Source organism: Bacillus sp. LR_5 (assembly GCF_042709275.1).
Genome location: NZ_JAVAXX010000014.1, coordinates 39,777 through 60,316, shown reverse-complemented (window position 1 = coordinate 60,316; position 20,540 = coordinate 39,777). Strand labels below are relative to the sequence as shown.

Annotated in this window: 18 protein-coding genes; 15 read left to right on the top strand and 3 right to left on the bottom strand. The window is 44.5% G+C overall.

The genetic code is table 11. The features are described from left to right. Nucleotides 1-114 precede the first annotated feature (114 nt). On the top strand, nucleotides 115-1,506 hold the full coding sequence (gene tcyP / locus RAC86_RS05380) for an L-cystine transporter TcyP (protein ID WP_061188246.1): 1,392 nt from the start codon (nucleotides 115-117) through the stop codon (nucleotides 1,504-1,506). Between the two features lie 41 nt (nucleotides 1,507-1,547). On the opposite strand, the gene RAC86_RS05375 is transcribed toward tcyP, so the two are convergent. Beyond that, the gene (locus RAC86_RS05375; RefSeq protein ID WP_072182541.1) at nucleotides 1,548-1,949 is read right to left on the bottom strand and encodes a hypothetical protein; all 402 of its coding nucleotides are present in this window, start codon (nucleotides 1,947-1,949) and stop codon (nucleotides 1,548-1,550) included. Nucleotides 1,950-2,139: 190 nt separating this feature from the next. On the opposite strand from RAC86_RS05375, the gene RAC86_RS05370 reads away from it, so the two are divergent. Both RAC86_RS05370 and RAC86_RS05365 read left to right on the top strand, forming a co-directional pair. After that, entirely contained in the window at nucleotides 2,140-2,721 is a 582-nt protein-coding gene (locus RAC86_RS05370) for a YhcN/YlaJ family sporulation lipoprotein (RefSeq protein ID WP_014113158.1), read from the top strand. Nucleotides 2,722-2,840: 119 nt separating this feature from the next. Continuing rightward, complete coding sequence (locus tag RAC86_RS05365; protein WP_072565990.1) at nucleotides 2,841-3,809, top strand: gluzincin family metallopeptidase; 969 nt, start codon at nucleotides 2,841-2,843, stop codon at nucleotides 3,807-3,809. On the opposite strand, the gene RAC86_RS05360 is transcribed toward RAC86_RS05365, so the two are convergent. After that, on the bottom strand, nucleotides 3,741-4,394 hold the full coding sequence (locus RAC86_RS05360) for a spore coat protein (protein WP_041520902.1): 654 nt from the start codon (nucleotides 4,392-4,394) through the stop codon (nucleotides 3,741-3,743). The two genes, RAC86_RS05365 and RAC86_RS05360, sit on opposite strands and share 69 nt — an antisense overlap. 151 nt (nucleotides 4,395-4,545) lie before the next feature. On the opposite strand from RAC86_RS05360, the gene yhcR reads away from it, so the two are divergent. Both yhcR and srtA read left to right on the top strand, forming a co-directional pair. Then, nucleotides 4,546-8,130 (top strand): sortase-dependent nonspecific endonuclease YhcR, encoded by a 3,585-nt coding sequence (yhcR, locus tag RAC86_RS05355; RefSeq protein ID WP_483861759.1) that lies wholly within the window; start codon nucleotides 4,546-4,548, stop codon nucleotides 8,128-8,130. Continuing rightward, nucleotides 8,127-8,723, top strand: coding sequence for a sortase SrtA (srtA, locus tag RAC86_RS05350; RefSeq protein WP_014113162.1), 597 nt, complete (start codon nucleotides 8,127-8,129; stop codon nucleotides 8,721-8,723). Before yhcR ends, srtA begins: the two co-directional genes overlap by 4 nt. 30 nt (nucleotides 8,724-8,753) lie before the next feature. On the opposite strand, the gene RAC86_RS05345 is transcribed toward srtA, so the two are convergent. Next, nucleotides 8,754-9,662 (bottom strand): RluA family pseudouridine synthase, encoded by a 909-nt coding sequence (locus RAC86_RS05345; protein ID WP_072565992.1) that lies wholly within the window; start codon nucleotides 9,660-9,662, stop codon nucleotides 8,754-8,756. Between the two features lie 110 nt (nucleotides 9,663-9,772). Between RAC86_RS05345 and RAC86_RS05340 the strand changes: the two genes are divergently transcribed. The 10 genes from RAC86_RS05340 (at nucleotide 9,773) to glpD (ending at nucleotide 20,523) form a co-directional block, all read left to right on the top strand. After that, nucleotides 9,773-10,168 carry a YhcU family protein gene (locus tag RAC86_RS05340; protein WP_014113164.1) on the top strand — a complete coding sequence of 132 codons (396 nt, stop codon included), beginning with the start codon at nucleotides 9,773-9,775 and terminating at the stop codon, nucleotides 10,166-10,168. Between the two features lie 137 nt (nucleotides 10,169-10,305). Beyond that, nucleotides 10,306-10,728, top strand: coding sequence for a CBS domain-containing protein (locus RAC86_RS05335; protein WP_014113165.1), 423 nt, complete (start codon nucleotides 10,306-10,308; stop codon nucleotides 10,726-10,728). Between the two features lie 125 nt (nucleotides 10,729-10,853). Continuing rightward, a complete protein-coding gene (locus RAC86_RS05330) occupies nucleotides 10,854-11,513 on the top strand; it encodes an HAD family hydrolase (protein ID WP_072565993.1) in 660 nt (219 codons plus the stop codon). A gap of 18 nt (nucleotides 11,514-11,531) precedes the next feature. Further along, complete coding sequence (locus RAC86_RS05325; RefSeq protein ID WP_072565994.1) at nucleotides 11,532-13,073, top strand: bifunctional GNAT family N-acetyltransferase/carbon-nitrogen hydrolase family protein; 1,542 nt, start codon at nucleotides 11,532-11,534, stop codon at nucleotides 13,071-13,073. A gap of 111 nt (nucleotides 13,074-13,184) precedes the next feature. Beyond that, entirely contained in the window at nucleotides 13,185-14,099 is a 915-nt protein-coding gene (locus tag RAC86_RS05320) for an AEC family transporter (protein WP_072565995.1), read from the top strand. Nucleotides 14,100-14,243: 144 nt separating this feature from the next. Then, the gene (locus RAC86_RS05315; protein ID WP_072182540.1) at nucleotides 14,244-15,596 is read left to right on the top strand and encodes an aspartate aminotransferase family protein; all 1,353 of its coding nucleotides are present in this window, start codon (nucleotides 14,244-14,246) and stop codon (nucleotides 15,594-15,596) included. Nucleotides 15,597-15,626: 30 nt separating this feature from the next. Next, complete coding sequence (glpP, locus tag RAC86_RS05310) at nucleotides 15,627-16,199, top strand: glycerol uptake operon antiterminator GlpP (RefSeq protein ID WP_014113169.1); 573 nt, start codon at nucleotides 15,627-15,629, stop codon at nucleotides 16,197-16,199. A gap of 181 nt (nucleotides 16,200-16,380) precedes the next feature. Next, complete coding sequence (gene glpF, locus RAC86_RS05305; protein ID WP_014113170.1) at nucleotides 16,381-17,205, top strand: glycerol uptake facilitator protein GlpF; 825 nt, start codon at nucleotides 16,381-16,383, stop codon at nucleotides 17,203-17,205. Nucleotides 17,206-17,223: 18 nt separating this feature from the next. Continuing rightward, a complete protein-coding gene (gene glpK / locus RAC86_RS05300) occupies nucleotides 17,224-18,714 on the top strand; it encodes a glycerol kinase GlpK (RefSeq protein WP_072565996.1) in 1,491 nt (496 codons plus the stop codon). Nucleotides 18,715-18,855: 141 nt separating this feature from the next. Next, a complete protein-coding gene (gene glpD, locus RAC86_RS05295; protein ID WP_072182529.1) occupies nucleotides 18,856-20,523 on the top strand; it encodes a glycerol-3-phosphate dehydrogenase in 1,668 nt (555 codons plus the stop codon). The last annotated feature ends 17 nt before the right edge of the window (nucleotides 20,524-20,540 follow it).

The following is a 20,540-nucleotide window of genomic DNA, read 5'->3' as shown; positions in this document are numbered from 1 at the left end:
GGATTATATAAGGTTTTTTTTACTTGAATCCTTAGTTGGAATAATTCGCACTTGACCTATCGGAATTAGTGTAATATAGTAAATGAGAAAATTTGAAGGGAGAGTTTACCTGCTTTGGAGACTTTACTAGTTGTATTACATGTATTTATTTTATTTTTACTTATCTTAGGGCTTTTTGTGATGCAGAAAAAACATGTTTCCTTCTCTAAACGTGTATTTACTGCGCTGGGGCTGGGGATTGTATTCGGATTTGCGCTTCAGCTGATTTACGGCCCGACTTCAAATATAGTCATTCAAACAGCGGACTGGTTTAATATTGCCGGGGGCGGGTATGTCAAATTGCTTCAAATGGTTGTCATGCCGCTCGTTTTTATTTCAATTCTCGGCGCATTTACAAAGCTGAAGCTGACAAAAAATCTCGGAAAAATCAGCGGTTTGATTATCGGGATATTAGTAGCGACAACAGCTGTAGCGGCAGCTGTCGGTATTGCCTCCGCGCTTTCTTTTGACCTGCAGGCGATTCAGGTTGACCAAGGGGATACAGAGCTTTCACGGGGACAGGAGCTTCAGCAGAAATCAGAAGATATGACAGCGAAATCGCTGCCGCAGCAGATTGTTGAACTGCTGCCGGGAAACCCGTTTTTAGATTTTACGGGAGCTAGACCGACTTCAACGATCGCGGTCGTTATTTTTGCCGCTTTCCTTGGAATGGCATTCCTCGGTGTGAAGCATAAACAGCCGGAACAGGCAGAAACATTTAAAAAAATGGTTGATGCCGTTTATGCCATTGTCATGCGTGTTGTCACCCTCATTTTGAGACTGACGCCTTATGGGGTGCTGGCCATTATGACAAAAACGATTGCGACGAGTGATATTGACAGCATTCTAAAATTAGGGATGTTTGTGATTGCTTCGTATGCCGCGTTAATCACAATGTTTATCATTCATTTGCTGCTGCTGACGCTCAGTGGTTTGAATCCGGTTGTTTATTTGAAGAAGGCGCTGCCTGTACTTGTATTTGCTTTTACTTCACGGTCAAGCGCGGGTGCTTTGCCGCTAAATATTAAAACACAGAAAAGCATGGGTGTGCCGGAAGGAATCGCAAACTTTGCCGGTTCGTTTGGTCTTTCAATCGGGCAAAATGGATGCGCCGGCATTTATCCTGCGATGCTGGCGATGATGATTGCTCCGACTATCGGTCAAAATCCGTTTGACCCGGTGTTTATTATCACAGTTATCGCAGTCGTTGCCATCAGCTCCTTCGGTGTTGCTGGAGTTGGCGGCGGAGCGACATTCGCGGCGCTTCTTGTTTTATCATCATTAAATATGCCTGTCGCACTCGCAGGTTTATTAATCTCAATCGAACCGTTAATCGACATGGGGCGTACTGCTCTGAATGTCAGCGGAAGTATGACATCTGGCCTCATTACGAGTAAGGTAACGAAGGAAATTGATCCAGGTATATTCAATGATCAATCCAGAGTGATCGAAGCTGAAGAAGCGTAACATATGAAAACGTGTAATCCATCTTGGATTACACGTTTTTTTTAACGTCCGGGTTCTAAGTCCTCAAGCATTTCCATCATGGTGTTGTCGTCCATCACATTCATTGCGCTTTGTTCAAATTGAATGGGTTCAGCATAATGCGGCTGTCTTTTTTTCGCTGCTGTCTCAGTTTGCCTAGTTTGAGTCTGTGTATGCTGATGCTGGGTTTGCTGCGCTCCGGCATGCTGATGCTGACGGCCATTTTGCTGTTGGCTTTGATTTTGCGAACGTTCCTGATTATTACCGCCGCCAAGTGCTTGTTTGACCATATTTCCTACATTAGAAGCATCAAACATGTTATTTTTAGAATTTTGTCTGTTCATTTGTCCTGTAATAAACCCGCTGATTCTTTGGCGGATCTGTGGTGATAAAGCAGCAATAAGCATAGTTGACCCTATAATCATTGCTGCGGGGCTGAGTCCTCTTCGCTGATTGAACAACGTGATCCCTCCTTTATAAGTGTATTGATATTTTCCCCTCTAATTAGACAAATTAACCGCTTTATTTCCCGGGAAAGCATTTCCGTTATTTTTTCATGCATAATTAGAGCCAGTTAGAAAAACCTATAAGTAAAGTGATAAAGGAGGAATTCACATGCTTGGAAAAAAACAAGTCCTTGCGTCCATGCTTCTTATCCCTTTGCTTATGACTGGCTGCGGTATGGCCAATCAGGGTGAGGGCAGACGTGATAATGCAAATCCAGAAAACGTTAACTACCGCAATCCGGCAAACGATAATGGCACAAGAAATATTAACGATGCCAATAATAATCGTGACAATGTCGATAATAATGTAACTGACAATGTCAATGATAACGGCAACAACAACAACGGTAATGATAACCGTAAATTAGAAGTTGCTGACGACGCTGCCGATAAAATCACGGATATGAAAGAAGTAAAACATGCAAATGTAATTGTTGCCGGAAATCAAGCATATGTTGCGGTTGTATTAACAAATGGAAATAAAGAAGTTGGAAAAGATCTCAAAAAGAAAATTTCTGATAAAGTGAGAGACACTGATAAAAACATGGATAATGTTTACGTTTCTGCGAATCCAGACTTTGTAGACCGAATGCAGGGATATGGCGAGCGGATACAAAATGGCGATCCGATTGCAGGATTCTTTGATGAATTCAGTGAAACTGTACAGCGTATATTCCCGCAAGCTGAATAAATGAAAAAAGCCGCATAATTTGTGCGGCTTTTTCTTTGCGTTAATGACACACCGCGAATGCAGGCTGCATAGAGTAAAAATAAAAGGTACAAGACGGACCGGCTCAGGGAGGGAGACGTTTGCGGGATGGCATAGGAAAGCGTGCGGCATCCGCTCTATTCCTGTGCGGAGTCCTTGTGATGCTGGCTGTAAGCTCGGCCATCGTATCAAGCACGATGTATATACTGTCTTTGCCAGGGCAGGCATCTGGTATAACAAAAGAACAAGTGACGAAGCACATGAAGAAAGAGTCATTCAAACAGGCCGATATTTATTACACTTCTAAGGAAAAGTCCTTACTGCCATTGACGAAAGATACACTTGAATATGCGGTCAGTATTAATCAGATTATAATTGGATATTCGAACCAAAAGCCTATTGATATTATTTTTTTTCCTAATGAAAAACAGATGGAGGCTTACTCCGGTTTACTGGATGTCGTCGGTTTTTATTCTGAAAGGGAGCAGCTGATCGGATTGTTGCCTGAAGAGAAAAAGAAACTTTTAGAAGGTGAGGAAGTAGCGGTTTATTTGTACCAGAGATTGTTGATTCATGAATACACGCACCATGCGTTTCACCAGAAATTGAAGGAGCTTGAAGCAGCTCCCGATGAGTTTCCGTTATGGTTTCACGAAGGGTTAAGCGAGTGGATCGCGAACTATGAATTGCTCATAGATCCGATCACGTTTTCTGTCGTGCCCTTTGACCGTTTGCAGACAGATCAAGATTGGCAGAAAGCCCGAGCTGAATATGACACTGATGTCTATTTGCAAAGCTTTTATATGGTCAATGAGCTGACGGACAGATACGGGAAAGACATTATTTCTGAACTGATAAAGCAAACGGCAAAAAAAGGGGACTTTAAAAAAGGATTTCAATCGGCAACAAAGGAAAGTCTTGATCAGTTTGAAAAAGATTTTAAGAAAACATTTGAAGAAAACAGTGCGGCATTGGATAGTATTTATCCAATGCCTTTGTTATTAATGAAGTCCTTGCTGGCCCATACCGCCTTGAGTTGGAGGCATTTGTCCTTGTGCCGGAGCAAATGAATTTCTCAATTGTTCCATATCCTGCGCATCTAGCTGAGGAACTTGGTAATAGCCGTGTTTGTTTTGGTATAGGAAAATTTCAAAAGCCATTTCAACATACTGCTGAATTTGCGCAGATAGTACGCGTCTTACGGCTGGGTTTGTCATTTCCAGAGAAGCCATCGTCAGCATAGAAGCCTGTGCTTTAACTGCGCAAAGCATTTGTCGGCTGATGATGCTGTCATCAATATCATTCATGGATTGAACAGGTTTTTTAGGCTGTGACGGCTGCATGCCGTAAACAGTCTGGTTGTCTTCCTTCATCATATAAGTTGCTGTTTTTTGTGAAGGTTCGCTTCCTGTTTTGAAGCATTCTGCAGTTAAGTTATATTGAGACGTAATGAATTGATGTTGACGATCAAGGATGTTTAATAATTCCTGATCCTTACAAAATTGTCTCAGCATCATAAACTGATCAAGTACAGTAAGTGTTCCGGAAAGCACCTCGTGCATATCAAACATTTCATGTCCGCCGTGATTTTTATGCGGCTTGCCAGGAATACCTTTGTTCATTTGGGATTGTTGCTGCTGATTTAACTGATCCAAACCGAATTCCTCCTTTTTTTTCAGATCAGCTGTATTTTGTGTCAGTCTGCCGCGATTTATGCAGAAGCTTGAAAGGAATTATATGCTGTCTGTCGAAATGATAAGCAGACAAAGTCGTTGTCATAATGTGTATCTTAAGGGAGGAAAAATGATGAGGCGTATTCTGCATATTGTGTTGATCACGGCATTGATGTTCTTACATGTAATGTACACGTGCGAAGCTGTAAAGGCAGCTGAACCGCAACAGCCGATATCGGTTGATAAGGCGATACAGCAAAAAGAAGGACAGGCGCTTGTCGAAGGATATGCTGTGGGCCAGGCTGTTTCCCCGCAGAACTATAAGCTGACAAGCCCTTTTTCAAATGATTATAATGTCGCGCTGGCAGACAGTAAAAACGAGACATCGTCCGATCACATCCTTCCCGTGCAAATCCCCTCCGCCTTCAGAAGCCAATTTGGGCTGCAAACCAATCCGCTTCTTCTTGGAAAAAAGATAACTGTTCAAGGAAAGCTTGAAAATTACTTTAACACGACAGGACTTAAGAACGTTCAGTCGATGGACTTAACTGACGACGCGAAAACTCCGCCGGCTGAACAGCCAATGACGATAAATGAAGCGCGGGGACGACTGAATGAAGAAGTAACGATAAAAGGGATCGTCACTGCTGATCAAAGCGCGATCGGAGGCGGGAAGCTGTCGACCTTTATGCAGGATAAAACCGGAGGCATTAACATTTATTCGCCTTCCCCTAAACAATTTCCCGAATTAAAAGAAGGCATGGATGTCACGGTAACAGGGAAAATCACGACATACCAAGGGCTGACAGAAATCGTTCCAAACTCATCAGGCATCAAAATCAACAAGTCAAATCAACCTATCCCGTCTCCTAAACATTTAACAATAAATGAACTGATTAACAGCAGTCTTGGTGATCAGTTTGAAGGCCGCCTTGTGACACTAAAAGCATTTGTTTCCTCAATTCCAAATTCTCCTGCCGGCGGGGGTTATAATGTAACGATGGTAGATGAAGACCATCATGCGATGACGCTCCGGGTTATGAATGAAACAGGGGCGATAGACGAACTTGATGAGGGCAAATGGTATGAATTTACCGGTGTGTTAAGCAGATACCAATCCTTTCAGCTGCTACCGCGAAAATCGTCTGACCTGAAGCTGCTTAAAGAACAGCCCGCACCTCCGTCTGCGGAGGGTGAATATGAAGGTATTGTTGACCGGGTTGTTGACGGCGATACCATTCATCTTAAAACTCCAGTACTAGGAACGACAAAAATCAGGTTTGTAAATGTAGATACACCTGAAACGTATCACACACCCAAAAATGAAGCGGACGAAAATCAATTAAGATTTGGCAAAAAAGCATCTGACTATCTAAAAACGGTTCTGTCTCCAGGAGATAAAATAACTGTTAAGGTCGGAAGTGAAGCCAAGGATAACTATGGCAGACTTCTTGGGCAGGTCATAACCGAATCGGGTTCAAACGTGAACTTAGAGCTTGTGAAAAATGGCTATGCTCCGACGTATTTTATTTGGCCGGTTGAGAATGAAGAGGATTATCAGCAGTTTCAAGCTGCCGTAGCTGCTGCGAAAAAAGAGCAAAAAGGAATTTGGAATGAAGACGATCCCCTCTTGGAAATGCCGTTTGAATTTAGAGCCAGAGAGCAGGGGAAAGGCCTGACAAGATATGTGGGAGATTCATCAAATAAAACATATGTGCAGCCAGCTGACTGGAAGCAGGTAGCTGTGGAAAACAGAATTTTCTTCGCCTCAGTAAGTGAAGCGGAGAACGCAGGATATAAAAAGAGGCAAACGGCACCTCAAGAAAGTGTGCCGCTTAGAATTCTCAGCATGAATGATTTGCATGGCAAGATCGACCAGCAATATGAGCTTGATCTCGATGGGAACGGAACTGCAGACGGCACTTTTGGACGCATGGACTATGCCGCCGCATATTTGAAAGAGAAAAAGGCCGAAAAGAAAAACACGCTGATTGTGCACGCGGGAGATATGATAGGAGGCAGCTCTCCAGTTTCATCTCTTCTTCAAGATGAACCGACTGTAGAGCTGATGGAGGACATCGGATTTGATGTCGGAACTGTCGGCAACCACGAGTTCGATGAAGGTACGGATGAACTGCTGAGGATCTTAAATGGCGGAGAACACCCGAAAGGCACGAGCGGATATGATGGACAGAACTTTCCCCTTGTATGCGCCAATTGTAAAATGAAATCTACAGGAGAGCCCTTTTTGCCGGCATATGACATCATAAATGTGGAGGGCATACCCGTTGCTTTTATCGGGGTTGTCACACAGTCGGCCGCGGGCATGGTCATGCCTGACGGAATAAAAAACATCGAGTTTACAGATGAAGTAACAGCGGTGAATGAGGCGGCCGAAGAGCTGAAGAAAAAAGGCGTGAAGGCTATCGCGGTTCTCGCGCATATGTCAGCCGAACAAAACGGTGCCGTAATTACCGGTGAATCTGCTGATCTTGCAAACAAAACAGATTCTGAAATCGACGTCATTTTTGCAGCGCATAATCATAAGGTTGTTAACGGTGAAGTGAATGGAAAACTGATTGTTCAGGCGTTTGAATATGGAAAAGCGATAGGTGTTGTTGATGTAGAGCTCGATAAAACGACAAAAGACATTGTCAAAAAGTCAGCGGACATCGTATATGTCGACCAAAGTAAAATAAAACCGGATGCCAGTGCGTCAGCCATTTTAAAGAAATACCAAACACTTGCTGAGCCGATTATCAGCGAGGTTGTCGGCGAAGCGGCTGTTGATATGGAAGGGGGGTATTCGAATGACGGTGATACGCCTCTTGGAAACCTGATTGCGGATGGTATGCGAGCGGCCATGAAAACGGATTTTGCTCTTATGAATGGCGGCGGAATACGGGAAGCGCTGAAGAAGGGTCCCATTACGTGGGGAGATCTTTACAATATCCAGCCGTTCGGAAATGTGTTAACGAAGCTTGAGATTAAAGGAAAAGATTTAAGAGAGATTATCAATGCGCAAATCTCGCCGGTTTTTGGTCCTGACTACAGCATCAGCGGGTTTACGTATACGTGGGACAAAGAAACCGGAAAAGCTGTCGATATAAAATTGGCAGATGGCACCGAGATACAGCCCGAAGCCACATATACATTAACCGTCAACAATTTTATGGCGACGGCGACAGGAACCAAATACCAGCCAATCGGATTGCTTGGGAAAAATCCGGTGACAGGGCCTGAGGATTTGGAAGCGACAGTTGCTTATGTGAAGAGCTTTGATGAGCCAATTGCTTATACAAAAGAGGGAAGAATTAAGCTTGCTGAAGCGAGTGACATTGAAGACCCTGTAACAGAAGACCCAGTTACGGATGAGCCGGGAGATGCCCCGGGAACGGAGCCGCCGGTTAAAGAGGATCCAGAGCCTGGGGAAGACCAGAATGATTTAAAAGAGACTCCAGGTACTGTGCCGGTTCATCAGCTGAAGCCTACAGACATTTTGAGATTAGGTGAAATGCCGAGCGGTGAAAAATATACTGACACAGCCGGCAAGATCAGCACATTGCCTTTACAAAATGGAACTGCGAAAGGCGGGTCTGATCATCAGCTTCCGGATACATCAGCGGGCTACTATAACTTTATGGTAATCGGTGCGGCGGTGACACTGTCTGGAACTTATCTATATGTCAGAAGAAAAAGGAGCGCCTCCAGAACGTGAAAAAGGTTATTCCACTCGTCATTATTGCGGTCGGTCTTTTGATCACAGGCTATGGGGGCCTTAAATTGATCGATACGAATATGAAGACCGAACAGACATTAAAAGAAGCAAAACTGGCGGCTGAAAAGCCGCAGGAAGGCTCGGGCACAAAACAAAGCGCAGGTCATGCAGAGAACAAAGCATCATTTAAACCTGAGACCGGCCAAGCGAGCGGCATTTTAGAAATACCTAAAATCAACGCGGAGCTTCCGATCGTGGAGGGCACCGATGCAGATGATTTAGAAAAAGGTGTCGGGCATTACAAGGACAGCTATTATCCTGATGAAAATGGGCAAATTGTGCTGTCGGGACATCGGGATACCGTTTTTCGCAGGACGGGAGAGCTGGAAAAGGGGGATCTGCTTCGTATACTCCTGTCATATGGAGATTTCACATATGAAATTGTGAAAACAAAAATTGTCGATAAAGATGACACATCCATTATTACGCTCCAGCATGAAAAGGAAGAGCTCATTCTGACGACCTGCTATCCGTTTTCATATGTCGGAAACGCCCCGAAGCGTTATATTATATACGGAAAACGAGTCACTTAAAAAGCCGCAGTCAAGTCCTGCGGCTTTTCATCATGAAAAATATGTGTCGCAAAGGTTTTCTATATCAGCTGGGAAAGGCGCTTCGGCAACAATCTGCTCGCTGGTTATCGGGTGAACGGCTTGTACCTTTTTGGCGTGGAGCGCCTGTCTGTTTAGCAGCTTGCTCCCGCCTCCATAAAGCGAGTCTCCTGTCAGCGGATGGCCGATGCTCGCCATATGAACACGAATTTGGTGTGTTCTTCCTGTTTCCAGCTCTAATTCCACGAGCGTCAGCCGCTCTTTCGCATTGCTGGCAATCACCTTGAAATGCGTGACGGCTGTTTGTCCGCCTGGTGAAACCCGGCGTCTTGTCGGATGTGATCTGTCTCTGCCAATCGGTGAATCAATTGTACCTTTTTTTGACTTTAGCTGTCCTTCAGCGATGGCGGTATACGTTCGTTTTAGCGTCTTTTTCTCTAACTGCTGATCCAGGATGGCGTGTGCCAAACGATGCTTGGCAAAAACGATTGCGCCAGATGTATCCTGATCAAGACGATGGACGTGGCGCACCTTGCATATTTCCCCATTCACCTGATAATGGTATGCGATCAAATTAGCCAGTGTGCCGGTTTGGCCATCCTCATTCGGATGGGTCGCTATGCCTGCAGGTTTATTGACGATAAGCATATGATTGTCCTCAAATAAAATATCAAGCTCTCCATACTCTGGTATGACGGAGGATTCTTCACTTTCCTGAAGATTAATGAACACACGGTCTCCTTTTTTGACGATAACATTATTTATGACGGATTCGTGATTGACCTTTACCCGATGATGGGACATCCAGTCTTGAATCACGGGTTTAGAGGCTTTAAGCGCTGTTTTCAGTACAGAAAACAGCCATTGGCCATCTTGTTTTTCATTGATGAGGAGCTCAAGCCCTCTGCCTTTTTGTTTCATGTTAAATGGCTCCTTTTCGATGCGGAAGGCTGCTGTTTCTCATAGGAAACACTTACCTTAGCTTTCGTGTTTTTTTCTGTGCTATTCTTGATTAAGACTTAGGATATTCGATGGCAAGAAAGGTGATTGACGTGAGAATTGTGAACGCAGCAACTACAGAACAGGAGAGCTTTATCAAGGAGCTGTCAATGGAGCTGATCCATGATGTATTTCCTCTTTATTTCTCCGAACTGGACATTCAGCGCTTTAAAAAGAAAGGCGTTCTGTCTTTAAATAACCATTATTACCAAGGAACATTAAAAGAAGCATTTCAAATTATGGCTTGTCTGCAAATGATACATATTATCCTGACAAAGCCTTCGCCGCACACTGATTTGAATGATCAGGCGATTTTTGAAAAAAACAGCAAGATGCTGAATGATTTTGGGATTTATTTTCCGTTTGCTTTTTCTGACTTTCAAACGAAGACAAACAAAGCCTTTTTCGGTCACAGAAGGCTGATATAATCAGGCAGCAAGAGCTTTTCCATTTTCAGAAAAGCTCTTTTTTGTATCAGAGAAATCATATCATAAAACCTTTCCTTTAACTCCCTTTTTAATCGGCACGTGTCTGAACATACTAATGATTGAAAGGGGTGCTGACAATGAGTTCAGTAAGAAATACAATGACAACGCAGGTGGCAACCGTTTCTCCGAATCAAACGATTCAGGAAGCGGCTTCTCTCATGAAACAGCATAACGTCGGGGTAATTCCCGTTGTAGAGCAAGGTGTTTTAAAAGGAATGCTGACTGACCGTGACATTGCATTAAGAACTACAGCTCAGGGCCGAGATGGCCAGACACCCGTTTCAGAAGTGATGTCAACAGACCTCGTATCGGGAAATCCTAATATGAGTCTGGAAGACGCGTCGCAGCTGATGGCCCAGCACCAAATCCGCCGCCTTCCTATTGTAGATCAAAACAATCTAGTCGGGATCGTTGCGCTTGGAGACCTGGCAGTCAATCAGATGTCGAACGAGTCTGCTGGAGAAGCGCTGACAAACATTTCTCATCAAAACATTCATTAATAAGAAAGAGCTTGCGGTGTGCAGGCTCTTTCTTCACATAAATCTTACTTTTTGAAAGCAGACATGTTTCGGGGTATAGTGAGTGTATACATATGTCTCAATTTGGACTAAAGGAGTTGTACGCAGTGATTAAAGCGTTAATTTTTGATTTTGACGGACTTATTCTTGATACAGAAACACACGAATATGAAGTCCTTCAGGAAATATTTGAGGAACACGGCTCAGTCCTTCCGTTATCCGTCTGGGGAAAGGTCATTGGAACAGCCGCGGGATTTCGGCCGTTTGAATATTTAGAAGAGCAGATCGGCAAAAAGCTGAACCATGAAGAGCTGACAACATTGCGAAGAGAACGGTTTGCGAAACGCATGGAAACAGAAAAAGCAAGACCGGGTGTCGAGGCGTATCTGAATGCGGCAAAGGATTTAGGCTTAAAAGTAGGCCTTGCCTCCAGCTCTGATTATAAATGGGTATCGGGCCATTTGAAGCAAATCGGCCTGTTTGATGATTTTGAGGTCATTCAAACGGCGGATGATGTGGAAGAGGTGAAGCCGAATCCTGAACTATATTTATTGGCCGCAAACAATCTTGGCGTATCACCATCAGAATGTCTCGCGTTTGAGGATTCTGTCAATGGTTCGATTGCTGCGAAAAGAGCGGGGATGAAGTGTGTCATCGTCCCGAATAAAGTAACAAGCACCTTGATGTTTGAAGATTATGATCACAGGCTTGAATCAATGGCGGAGATGGAACTCGCCCTATTGCTTGATCATCTGAATAAACAATAATAGAAAGGAGCGAGTAGATTGTCTGAGAAATTAGATTTGACCCGTTTTGAAAAGAAAATGGTCATTCGCAATATCGAAGAGAAAGACATCGACAAGATTATCGATCTTCAAAAGGACTGCTTTCCGGGAATGGAGCCTTGGAAGCGGGAGCATTTAATCAGCCATCTGGAACATTTTCCCGAAGGGCAGTTTTGTGCAGAATTCGAAGGTGAAATTATCGGTTCGTGCTCAAGTCTCCTGATTAATTTTGATGAATATGATGACCGCCATACGTGGCAGGACATTACAGATGATGGTTATATCACCAACCATAATCCGGACGGCTTGAATATGTACGGAATTGAGGTCATGGTGCATCCGAAATACAGACGAATGAAGATCGGCCACCGTTTGTACGAGGCGAGAAAGGACTTGGCCAGACGCTTAAATCTGAAAAGCATTATCATAGGCGGACGGATCCCGAACTATCATAAATATGCAGAAGAAATGACGGCGAGAGAGTATGTTGAACAGGTGACTCGCCACCAAATTTACGATCCGGTCCTATCTTTTCAGCTGATGAACGGCTTTACCCTTATGCGAATTAATCCGAATTATCTCCCGGATGATACAGCTTCGATCAAGTATGCGACGCTGATGGAATGGAACAATGTCGATTATCTTCCGCAGCAGACAAAACGTTATTATAAATCGGCGTTCCCTGTGAGAATCTGTGTGATCCAATATGAAATGAAGAAAATTTATTCCTTTGAGGAATTTGCGAATCAAGTAGAATACTATGTCGATGTCGCTTCTGACGCGAGATCTGATTTTGCGGTGTTCCCGGAAATTTTCACAACCCAGCTCATGTCTTTCCTTGAGGAACGGTCACCGAGCTTGGCGGTACAGAGAATTACCGAGTATACGGAAGATTACATCAGCCTGTTTACTGATTTGGCTGTGAAGTATAACGTCAACATTATCGGCGGATCTCATTTCGTTGAAGAGGAAGGCAAGATTTATAATATCGCTTACCTGTTCAGACGGGACGGAACGATCGAGAAGCAATATAAACTCCATATTACGCCGAATGAACGCAAATGGTGGGGAATCAGCGCCGGAGATCAGGTTCGCGTGTTTGATACGGACTGCGGAAAAATCGCGATTCAAATCTGTTATGACATTGAGTTTCCTGAGCTTGCCCGGATTGCGGCGGATAAAGGGGCCAAAATCATCTTTACGCCATTTTGTACAGAAGACCGCCAAGGCTATCTGCGTGTCAGATACTGTTCGCAGGCTAGAGCGGTTGAAAATCAAATTTATACGGTTATCTCAGGAACGGTTGGAAACCTTCCGCAAACGGAAAACATGGATATCCAATACGCCCAGTCAGGCATCTTTGCCCCGTCTGATTTTGAATTCGCCCGAGACGGCATTGTCGGCGAAACAAACCCGAATATTGAAATGGTCGTCATCGGCGATGTTGACCTGGAAATTCTCAGAAGACAGCGCCAAAACGGTACAGTGCGCCAGCTAAAAGACAGACGGCGTGATGTTTATCATATTCAATATAAAAAATAATCCCGAAACCCGCCTGAAAATGGCGGGTTTTTTTATTAAAAACGGAATTGAAACGATTACGCGCTTTCTTTAAAATAAAAGTAAATTGTATATCGGAAAAGAAGGTGCCTTATGGAGTTTCTGCTTGTTTTAGTTCCTATTTTCGGAATTTTCGCAATTGGTTATATCGGACAGAAAACGCTCGGCTTTGATATTCAAACGCTGTCCAAAATGTCCTTATACTTAATGTCTCCTTTTCTGGCATTTGATACGTTTTATACTAACAAGCTGACGATGGATTATGTCTATCTCTCTATTTTTGTGCTGGGGCTTTGCCTGGTTCTTGTTCTATTTGTCTACTTTTTATCTTTTTTTCATAAGTATCCGAACCAAGATCGCTGTGCCATGATCCTGTCATCCGCTTTTATGAATAACGGCAATTACGGAACGCCTGTTGTCCTGCTGGTGTTTGGGACAGCCGGCCTGGACACGGCCGTTGTGTTAATGGTGCTGCAGCAGTTAATCATGAGCACGATCGGCTTGTATTATGCGGCAAAAGGAGGTTCGGAGGAAGGCGGATTTAAAATGGTCATGACCCGGGTTATCCGTATGCCTGTTGCGTACGGGGCACTTTTAGGCGCAATACTTCAGCTTATGCATATTTCAATTCCTAAAGAGTTAATGACAGGAATTGAGCTGGTCGGAAATGCAGCCATTCCTACGATTATGATCATTCTAGGCATGCAGCTTGCATTGATTTCTTTTAAGCATATTGAATACAGAAAAATTTCTTATTCATTGCTTTTGAAGCTGATGGTATCTCCGGTGATTGCGCTAGGCTTCACATTGATATTGCCGGTGGATGACATGACAAAACAAATCATGATTCTCGTCGCCGCCATGCCGACAGCTGCTAACACGACTTTAATGGCTGTCCAGTTTAATACAAGGCCGGAAGTCGTTTCGAGCGCGACCTTTATCAGCACGATGCTGAGTATTGTCACTTTGCCTGTTCTGCTTTGGATGCTGCATCCCCTTTCTTCTTGAGAAAGAGGATGTTTTATTATTTCCGGGGTTTATTGACTCTAACTCCGTCTGGCTTTATATTGAAGGCAGGGAAATCATCACCAAGACATCACATAAGAGAAGGTCTGTTTCAATTGAATTGGCACTTTAGTGAACGCTAATGAAATGGAGATGATGGGGATGGAAAACATTCAGCAAAATCAGGGATTAAAGCAAAAAGATGAGCAATTTGTGTGGCATGCCATGAAGGGAGCGCATCAAGCGGACAGCCTGATTGCCCAAAAGGCCGAAGGGGCCTGGGTGACCGATATAGATGGACGCCGCTATTTGGATGCGATGTCCGGTTTGTGGTGTGTCAATGTTGGTTACGGGAGAAAGGAGCTTGCGGAGGCTGCCTATGAGCAATTAAAGGAGCTGCCTTACTACCCGCTAACGCAAAGTCACGCACCGGCGATTCAACTGGCGGAAAAGCTGAATGAATGGCTTGGCGGCGATTATGTCATCTTTTTTTCCAACAGCGGATCGGAAGCAAACGAAACTGCTTTTAAAATCGCCCGCCAGTACCATCTGCAAAACGGCGACCACAGCCGTTATAAATTCATCTCAAGATACAGAGCATATCACGGCAACACATTGGGAGCGCTCTCAGCTACCGGCCAGGCGCAGCGAAAATATAAATATGAGCCTTTAAGCCAGGGGTTTCTGCATGCAGCTCCTCCAGATGTATACCGGAATCCTGAGGATGCCGACACGCTAGAAAGCGCAAATGAAATTGACCGCATCATGACATGGGAATTAAGCGAAACGATTGCCGGGGTCATCATGGAACCCATCATTACTGGCGGAGGCATCTTAATGCCGCCGGACGGATATATGAAGAAGGTGGAGGACATTTGCCGCCGTCACGGAGCTCTTTTGATTTGCGATGAAGTCATCTGCGGGTTTGGACGGACAGGCGAGCCATTCGGATTTATGCATTATGGCGTGAAGCCTGATATCATTACGATGGCAAAGGGAATCACCAGCGCGTATTTGCCATTGTCAGCGACTGCTGTTAAACGGGACATTTTCGAAGCGTATCAAGGTGAAGCTCCCTATGACCGTTTCCGCCACGTGAACACATTCGGCGGAAGCCCGGCTGCCTGTGCATTGGCGTTGAAAAACCTGCAAATTATGGAGGACGAACAGCTGATTCAGCGATCCCGCGACCTGGGAGCAACGCTTTTAGGTGAGCTTCAGGCCCTAAGAGAACACCCGGCAGTCGGAGATGTTAGAGGAAAAGGACTGCTGATCGGAATCGAGCTCGTCAAAGATAAATTGACAAAAGAGCCGGCTGATGCCGATAAAGTAAACCAAGTGGTTGCGGCGTGCAAAGAAAAAGGGCTGATCATCGGCAAAAACGGCGATACAGTCGCCGGCTACAACAACGTCATCCAGCTCGCCCCGCCATTTTGCCTGACAGAAGAGGACCTTTCCTTTATCGTGAAAACGGTGAAAGATAGCTTTCAGACGATTTAATATAAAAGTGATTTGTTAAAGGAGCACACAATGAGTTTTCACAACCAGCCCATTTTACCGGCTATTCGCAATATGAAGCAATTTGATGAGTTTTTGAACAGTTCATTTTCCTACGGTGTTATTCTTGATATTCATCTCGGCCAGCTGAAGGGCGTGATCAGAGAGGCACAAAAGCATGGAAAGAACATGATGGTGCACGTCGATCTCATTCAAGGGATCAAGCATGACGAGTACGGAGCGGAGTTTATTTGCCAGGACATCAAGCCCGCCGGGATTATTTCCACAAGATCGAACGTGATTGCCAAAGCGAAGCAGAAGAAAATTTATGCCATTCAGCGCCTATTTCTGCTTGATACAAGCGCGATGGAGAAAAGCATGGAGTTTGTCGGCAAGCATAAGCCAGACTTCATTGAAGTGCTCCCAGGCATCGTTCCGTCACTCATTCAAGAAATTAAAGAGAAAACGGGGATTCCCATCTTTGCTGGCGGTTTCATCCGTACGGAAGAGGATGTAGAACAGGCCTTAAAAGCGGGGGCTGTTGCTGTTACAACATCAAATACTAAATTATGGAAGAAATATGAAAACTTTTTGAACGGAAAATGATTGACACCGCTTTCATCCACTGATACAATTGCACTAGGTTAATACATTGTGATGGAGAACTCGGAGACCACAGCAGCTCTTTACGGTAAATGTTTATGCACCCGTAAAGCGGTTTGTTGTGGTTTTTTATTCTCTTCTTCTCTATCATACTTCTTAATCGTGACTTTAGGAGGAATGTGCTATGACAGCATTTTGGGGAGAAGTCATCGGTACGATGCTGCTTATCATTTTTGGGGCAGGTGTTTGTGCAGGTGTCAATTTAAAGAAATCGCTTTCATTCCAGTCTGGCTGGATTGTTGTTGTATTTGGGTGGGGATTGGGTGTTGCCATGGGCGCTTATGCAGTTGGCGGCATCAGCGGAGCCCATTTGAATCCGGCGCTAACGATAGCGCTTGCATTTGTGGGAGATTTTCCATGGAAAGAGGTTCCGGTTTATATTGCGGCGCAAATGATCGGAGCGATCATCGGTGCGGTGATTATTTATCTGCATTACCTGCCGCATTGGAAGTCAACGGATGATCCCGCTGCCAAGCTGGGTGTTTTCTCAACAGGTCCCAGCATTCCGCATACATTTGCAAACGTTTTAAGTGAAGTCATTGGGACATTTGTCCTTGTGCTTGGAATCTTGGCCATTGGGGCAAATCAATTTACAGAAGGGCTTAATCCTTTAATCGTCGGTTTCCTCATTGTAGCGATCGGTATTTCTCTAGGAGGCACCACCGGCTATGCGATTAATCCTGCCCGCGACTTAGGTCCGCGGATTGCACACGCGTTTCTTCCGATTCCGGGCAAGGGATCATCAAACTGGAAATACGCATGGGTTCCGGTAGTCGGCCCGATCTTGGGCGGATCATTCGGCGGCGTATTTTACAACGCTGCATTTAAGGGGCACATCACAAGCAGCTTCTGGATTGTAAGCGTTATATTGGTTGTGGTATTGTTAGGGCTATATATCTATACGAAATCACATTCTGCTAAAACATTATCAAATTCAAAATATATTTAATCAAAGGGGAGACACCTTATGGAAACGTACATTTTATCCTTAGATCAGGGGACGACAAGTTCAAGAGCGATTCTGTTTAACAAAGAAGGCAAAATCGTTCACTCCGCTCAAAAGGAATTTACACAATACTTCCCGCAGCCAGGCTGGGTTGAGCATAATGCGAATGAAATTTGGGGATCAGTGCTCGCTGTTATTGCATCAGTCATTTCTGAATCGGGAATCAGCGCTTCTCAAATTGCCGGCATCGGTATTACGAACCAGCGTGAGACGACGGTTGTGTGGGATAAGGATACAGGAAAGCCTGTCTATAATGCAATCGTTTGGCAGTCCAGACAGACGTCCGGCATTTGTGAGGAACTTCGTGAAAAAGGATATAATGATAAATTCAGAGAAAAAACTGGGCTTTTAATCGATCCATACTTTTCCGGCACGAAGGTGAAGTGGATTTTAGATAATGTAGAAGGTGCAAGAGAAAAAGCGGAAAAAGGCGAGCTGCTGTTTGGAACGATTGATACATGGCTCATTTGGAAAATGTCAGGCGGAAAAGCGCATGTGACTGATTACTCCAATGCCTCCAGAACGCTGATGTTTAATATTTACGATTTAAAATGGGACGATGAACTGCTCGACATTCTAGGCGTACCGAAATCCATGCTTCCTGAAGTGAAGCCGTCTTCCCATGTGTATGCGGAGACTGTTGATTATCACTTTTTCGGAAAAAATATCCCGATTGCGGGAGCGGCAGGCGACCAGCAGTCCGCATTGTTCGGCCAGGCGTGCTTTGAAGAAGGCATGGGGAAAAACACATACGGCACTGGATGTTTCATGCTGATGAATACAGGGGAAAAAGCAATTAAGTCCGAACACGGGCTTTTGACGACAATCGCTTGGGGCATTGACGGAAAAGTTAACTATGCGTTAGAAGGAAGCATTTTTGTTGCAGGCTCTGCCATCCAGTGGCTGAGAGACGGATTGAGAATGTTCCAAGATTCATCGCTTAGCGAAACTTATGCAGAGAAAGTGGATTCGACTGACGGCGTATATGTTGTTCCGGCATTTGTCGGATTGGGAACGCCTTACTGGGACAGCGACGTGCGCGGTTCGGTTTTCGGTCTGACAAGAGGGACAACAAAAGAGCACTTTATTCGTGCGACACTGGAGTCATTGGCTTATCAGACAAAAGATGTGCTTGACGCAATGGAAGCAGATTCAAACATTTCATTAAAGACGCTTCGTGTAGACGGAGGGGCTGTGAAAAATAATTTCTTGATGCAGTTCCAGGGAGATCTTCTGAATGTTCCTGTGGAGCGTCCGGAAATTAATGAAACAACTGCGCTTGGCGCAGCCTATTTGGCAGGTATTGCTGTGGGATTCTGGAAGGACCGTTCTGAAATCGCGAACCAGTGGAACCTGGATAAACGGTTTGAACCTGAATTAGAAGAAGAAAAACGAAATGAGCTGTATAAAGGCTGGCAAAAAGCCGTCAAAGCAGCTATGGCTTTTAAATAAAATCATACTATGATATAATGGTTACAAGTTAATAAGAACGGTCCTGAGATGAGGAGAGACCACAGCACCAAAGTGTAAGCATGCACTTTGGCTGTTGTGGTCTCTTTTTCTATTTACAAACCGTGACAACAAGGAGGAGCAATAATGAAACATCAATTTTCAAGTCTTGAAAGAGATCGCATGCTGACAGACATGACGAAAAAAACCTATGATCTATTTATTATCGGAGGAGGAATTACAGGAGCGGGAACAGCTCTTGACGCGGCATCAAGGGGAATGAAAGTTGCGCTTAGCGAAATGCAGGATTTCGCGGCGGGAACATCAAGCCGATCAACTAAATTGGTTCATGGCGGCTTGCGCTATTTAAAACAATTTGAAGTGAAAATGGTTGCTGAAGTAGGGAAAGAGCGGGCGATTGTTTATGAAAACGGCCCGCACGTCACTACCCCGGAATGGATGCTGCTTCCGTTTCATAAAGGCGGTACATTCGGTTCATTCACAACCTCTATCGGTTTAAGAGTTTATGACTTCTTAGCAGGTGTGAAAAAATCAGAACGAAGAAGCATGCTTTCAGCAAAAGAAACGCTGCAAAAAGAGCCATTGGTGAAAAAAGACGGCTTAAAAGGCGGCGGGTACTATGTGGAATACCGTACTGACGATGCAAGACTGACAATCGAGGTCATGAAGGAAGCAGTCAAATTCGGGGCAGAGCCTGTGAATTATTCAAAAGTGAAGGAGCTCCTTTACGAAAAAGGCAAAGCAGTTGGCGTATTAATTGAAGATATGCTGACAAAGAAAGAATATAAAGTGTACGCGAAAAAAATTGTCAATGCGACAGGCCCTTGGGTCGACCAGCTCAGAGAAAAAGACCATTCAAAAAACGGAAAGCATTTGCAGCATACAAAAGGCATTCACCTTGTATTTGACCAGTCTGTCTTTCCGCTGAAACAGGCAGTATATTTCGATACACCTGACGGCCGTATGGTATTTGCGATTCCTCGTGAAGGCAAAACATACGTGGGAACAACAGACACTGTTTATAAAGAGGCGCTGGAGCATCCGAGAATGACAACGGAGGATCGTGATTACGTCATCAATTCAATCAATTACATGTTCCCGGAACTGAATATCACTGCGAATGACATCGAATCCAGCTGGGCGGGGCTGCGTCCGCTGATTCATGAAGAAGGCAAAGACCCTTCTGAAATTTCAAGGAAAGACGAGATTTGGACATCTGACTCAGGCTTGATCACCATCGCCGGCGGGAAGCTGACAGGATACAGAAAAATGGCGGAGCACATCGTCGATCTTGTGCGCGATCGCTTAAAAGAAGAAGGCGAAAAGGATTTCGGTCCATGTAAAACGAAAAACATGCCAATCTCAGGAGGGCACGTCGGTGGTTCGAAAAATCTTATGTCCTTCGTTACAACGAAAACAAAAGAAGGAATCGCAGCCGGCTTATCAGAAAAAGACGCAAAACAGCTGGCGATCAGATACGGCTCCAATGTAGAGCGTGTATTTAATCGCGTGGAAGCATTGAAAGATGAGGCCGCGAAACGCCACATTCCGGTTCATATTCTTGCTGAGGCAGAATACAGTATAGAAGAAGAGATGACCGCAACACCTGCTGACTTCTTTGTCCGCAGAACGGGACGTTTATTTTTTGATATCAATTGGGTAAGAACATATAAAGATGCCGTTATTGATTTTATGAGCGAGCGATTCCAATGGGATGAGCAGGCAAAAAACAAACATACAGAAAACCTCAACAAGCTTTTACACGATGCGGTTGTACCGCTCGAACAATAAATCATAACGGGCTGTCT

Bases quoted from the DNA above. Each gene is read 5' to 3' on its own strand.
- RAC86_RS05375 (WP_072182541.1), bottom strand. From the start codon at position 1,949: ATGATTATAGGGTCAACTATGCTTATTGCTGCTTTATCACCACAGATC.
- RAC86_RS05370 (WP_014113158.1), top strand. From the start codon at position 2,140: ATGCTTGGAAAAAAACAAGTCCTTGCGTCCATGCTTCTTATCCCTTTG.
- yhcR (WP_483861759.1), top strand. From the start codon at position 4,546: ATGAGGCGTATTCTGCATATTGTGTTGATCACGGCATTGATGTTCTTA.
- RAC86_RS05345 (WP_072565992.1), bottom strand. From the start codon at position 9,662: ATGAAACAAAAAGGCAGAGGGCTTGAGCTCCTCATCAATGAAAAACAA.
- RAC86_RS05340 (WP_014113164.1), top strand. From the start codon at position 9,773: ATGGCAAGAAAGGTGATTGACGTGAGAATTGTGAACGCAGCAACTACA.
- RAC86_RS05335 (WP_014113165.1), top strand. From the start codon at position 10,306: ATGAGTTCAGTAAGAAATACAATGACAACGCAGGTGGCAACCGTTTCT.
- RAC86_RS05320 (WP_072565995.1), top strand. From the start codon at position 13,185: ATGGAGTTTCTGCTTGTTTTAGTTCCTATTTTCGGAATTTTCGCAATT.
- RAC86_RS05315 (WP_072182540.1), top strand. From the start codon at position 14,244: ATGGAGATGATGGGGATGGAAAACATTCAGCAAAATCAGGGATTAAAG.
- glpP (WP_014113169.1), top strand. From the start codon at position 15,627: ATGAGTTTTCACAACCAGCCCATTTTACCGGCTATTCGCAATATGAAG.
- glpF (WP_014113170.1), top strand. From the start codon at position 16,381: ATGACAGCATTTTGGGGAGAAGTCATCGGTACGATGCTGCTTATCATT.
- glpK (WP_072565996.1), top strand. From the start codon at position 17,224: ATGGAAACGTACATTTTATCCTTAGATCAGGGGACGACAAGTTCAAGA.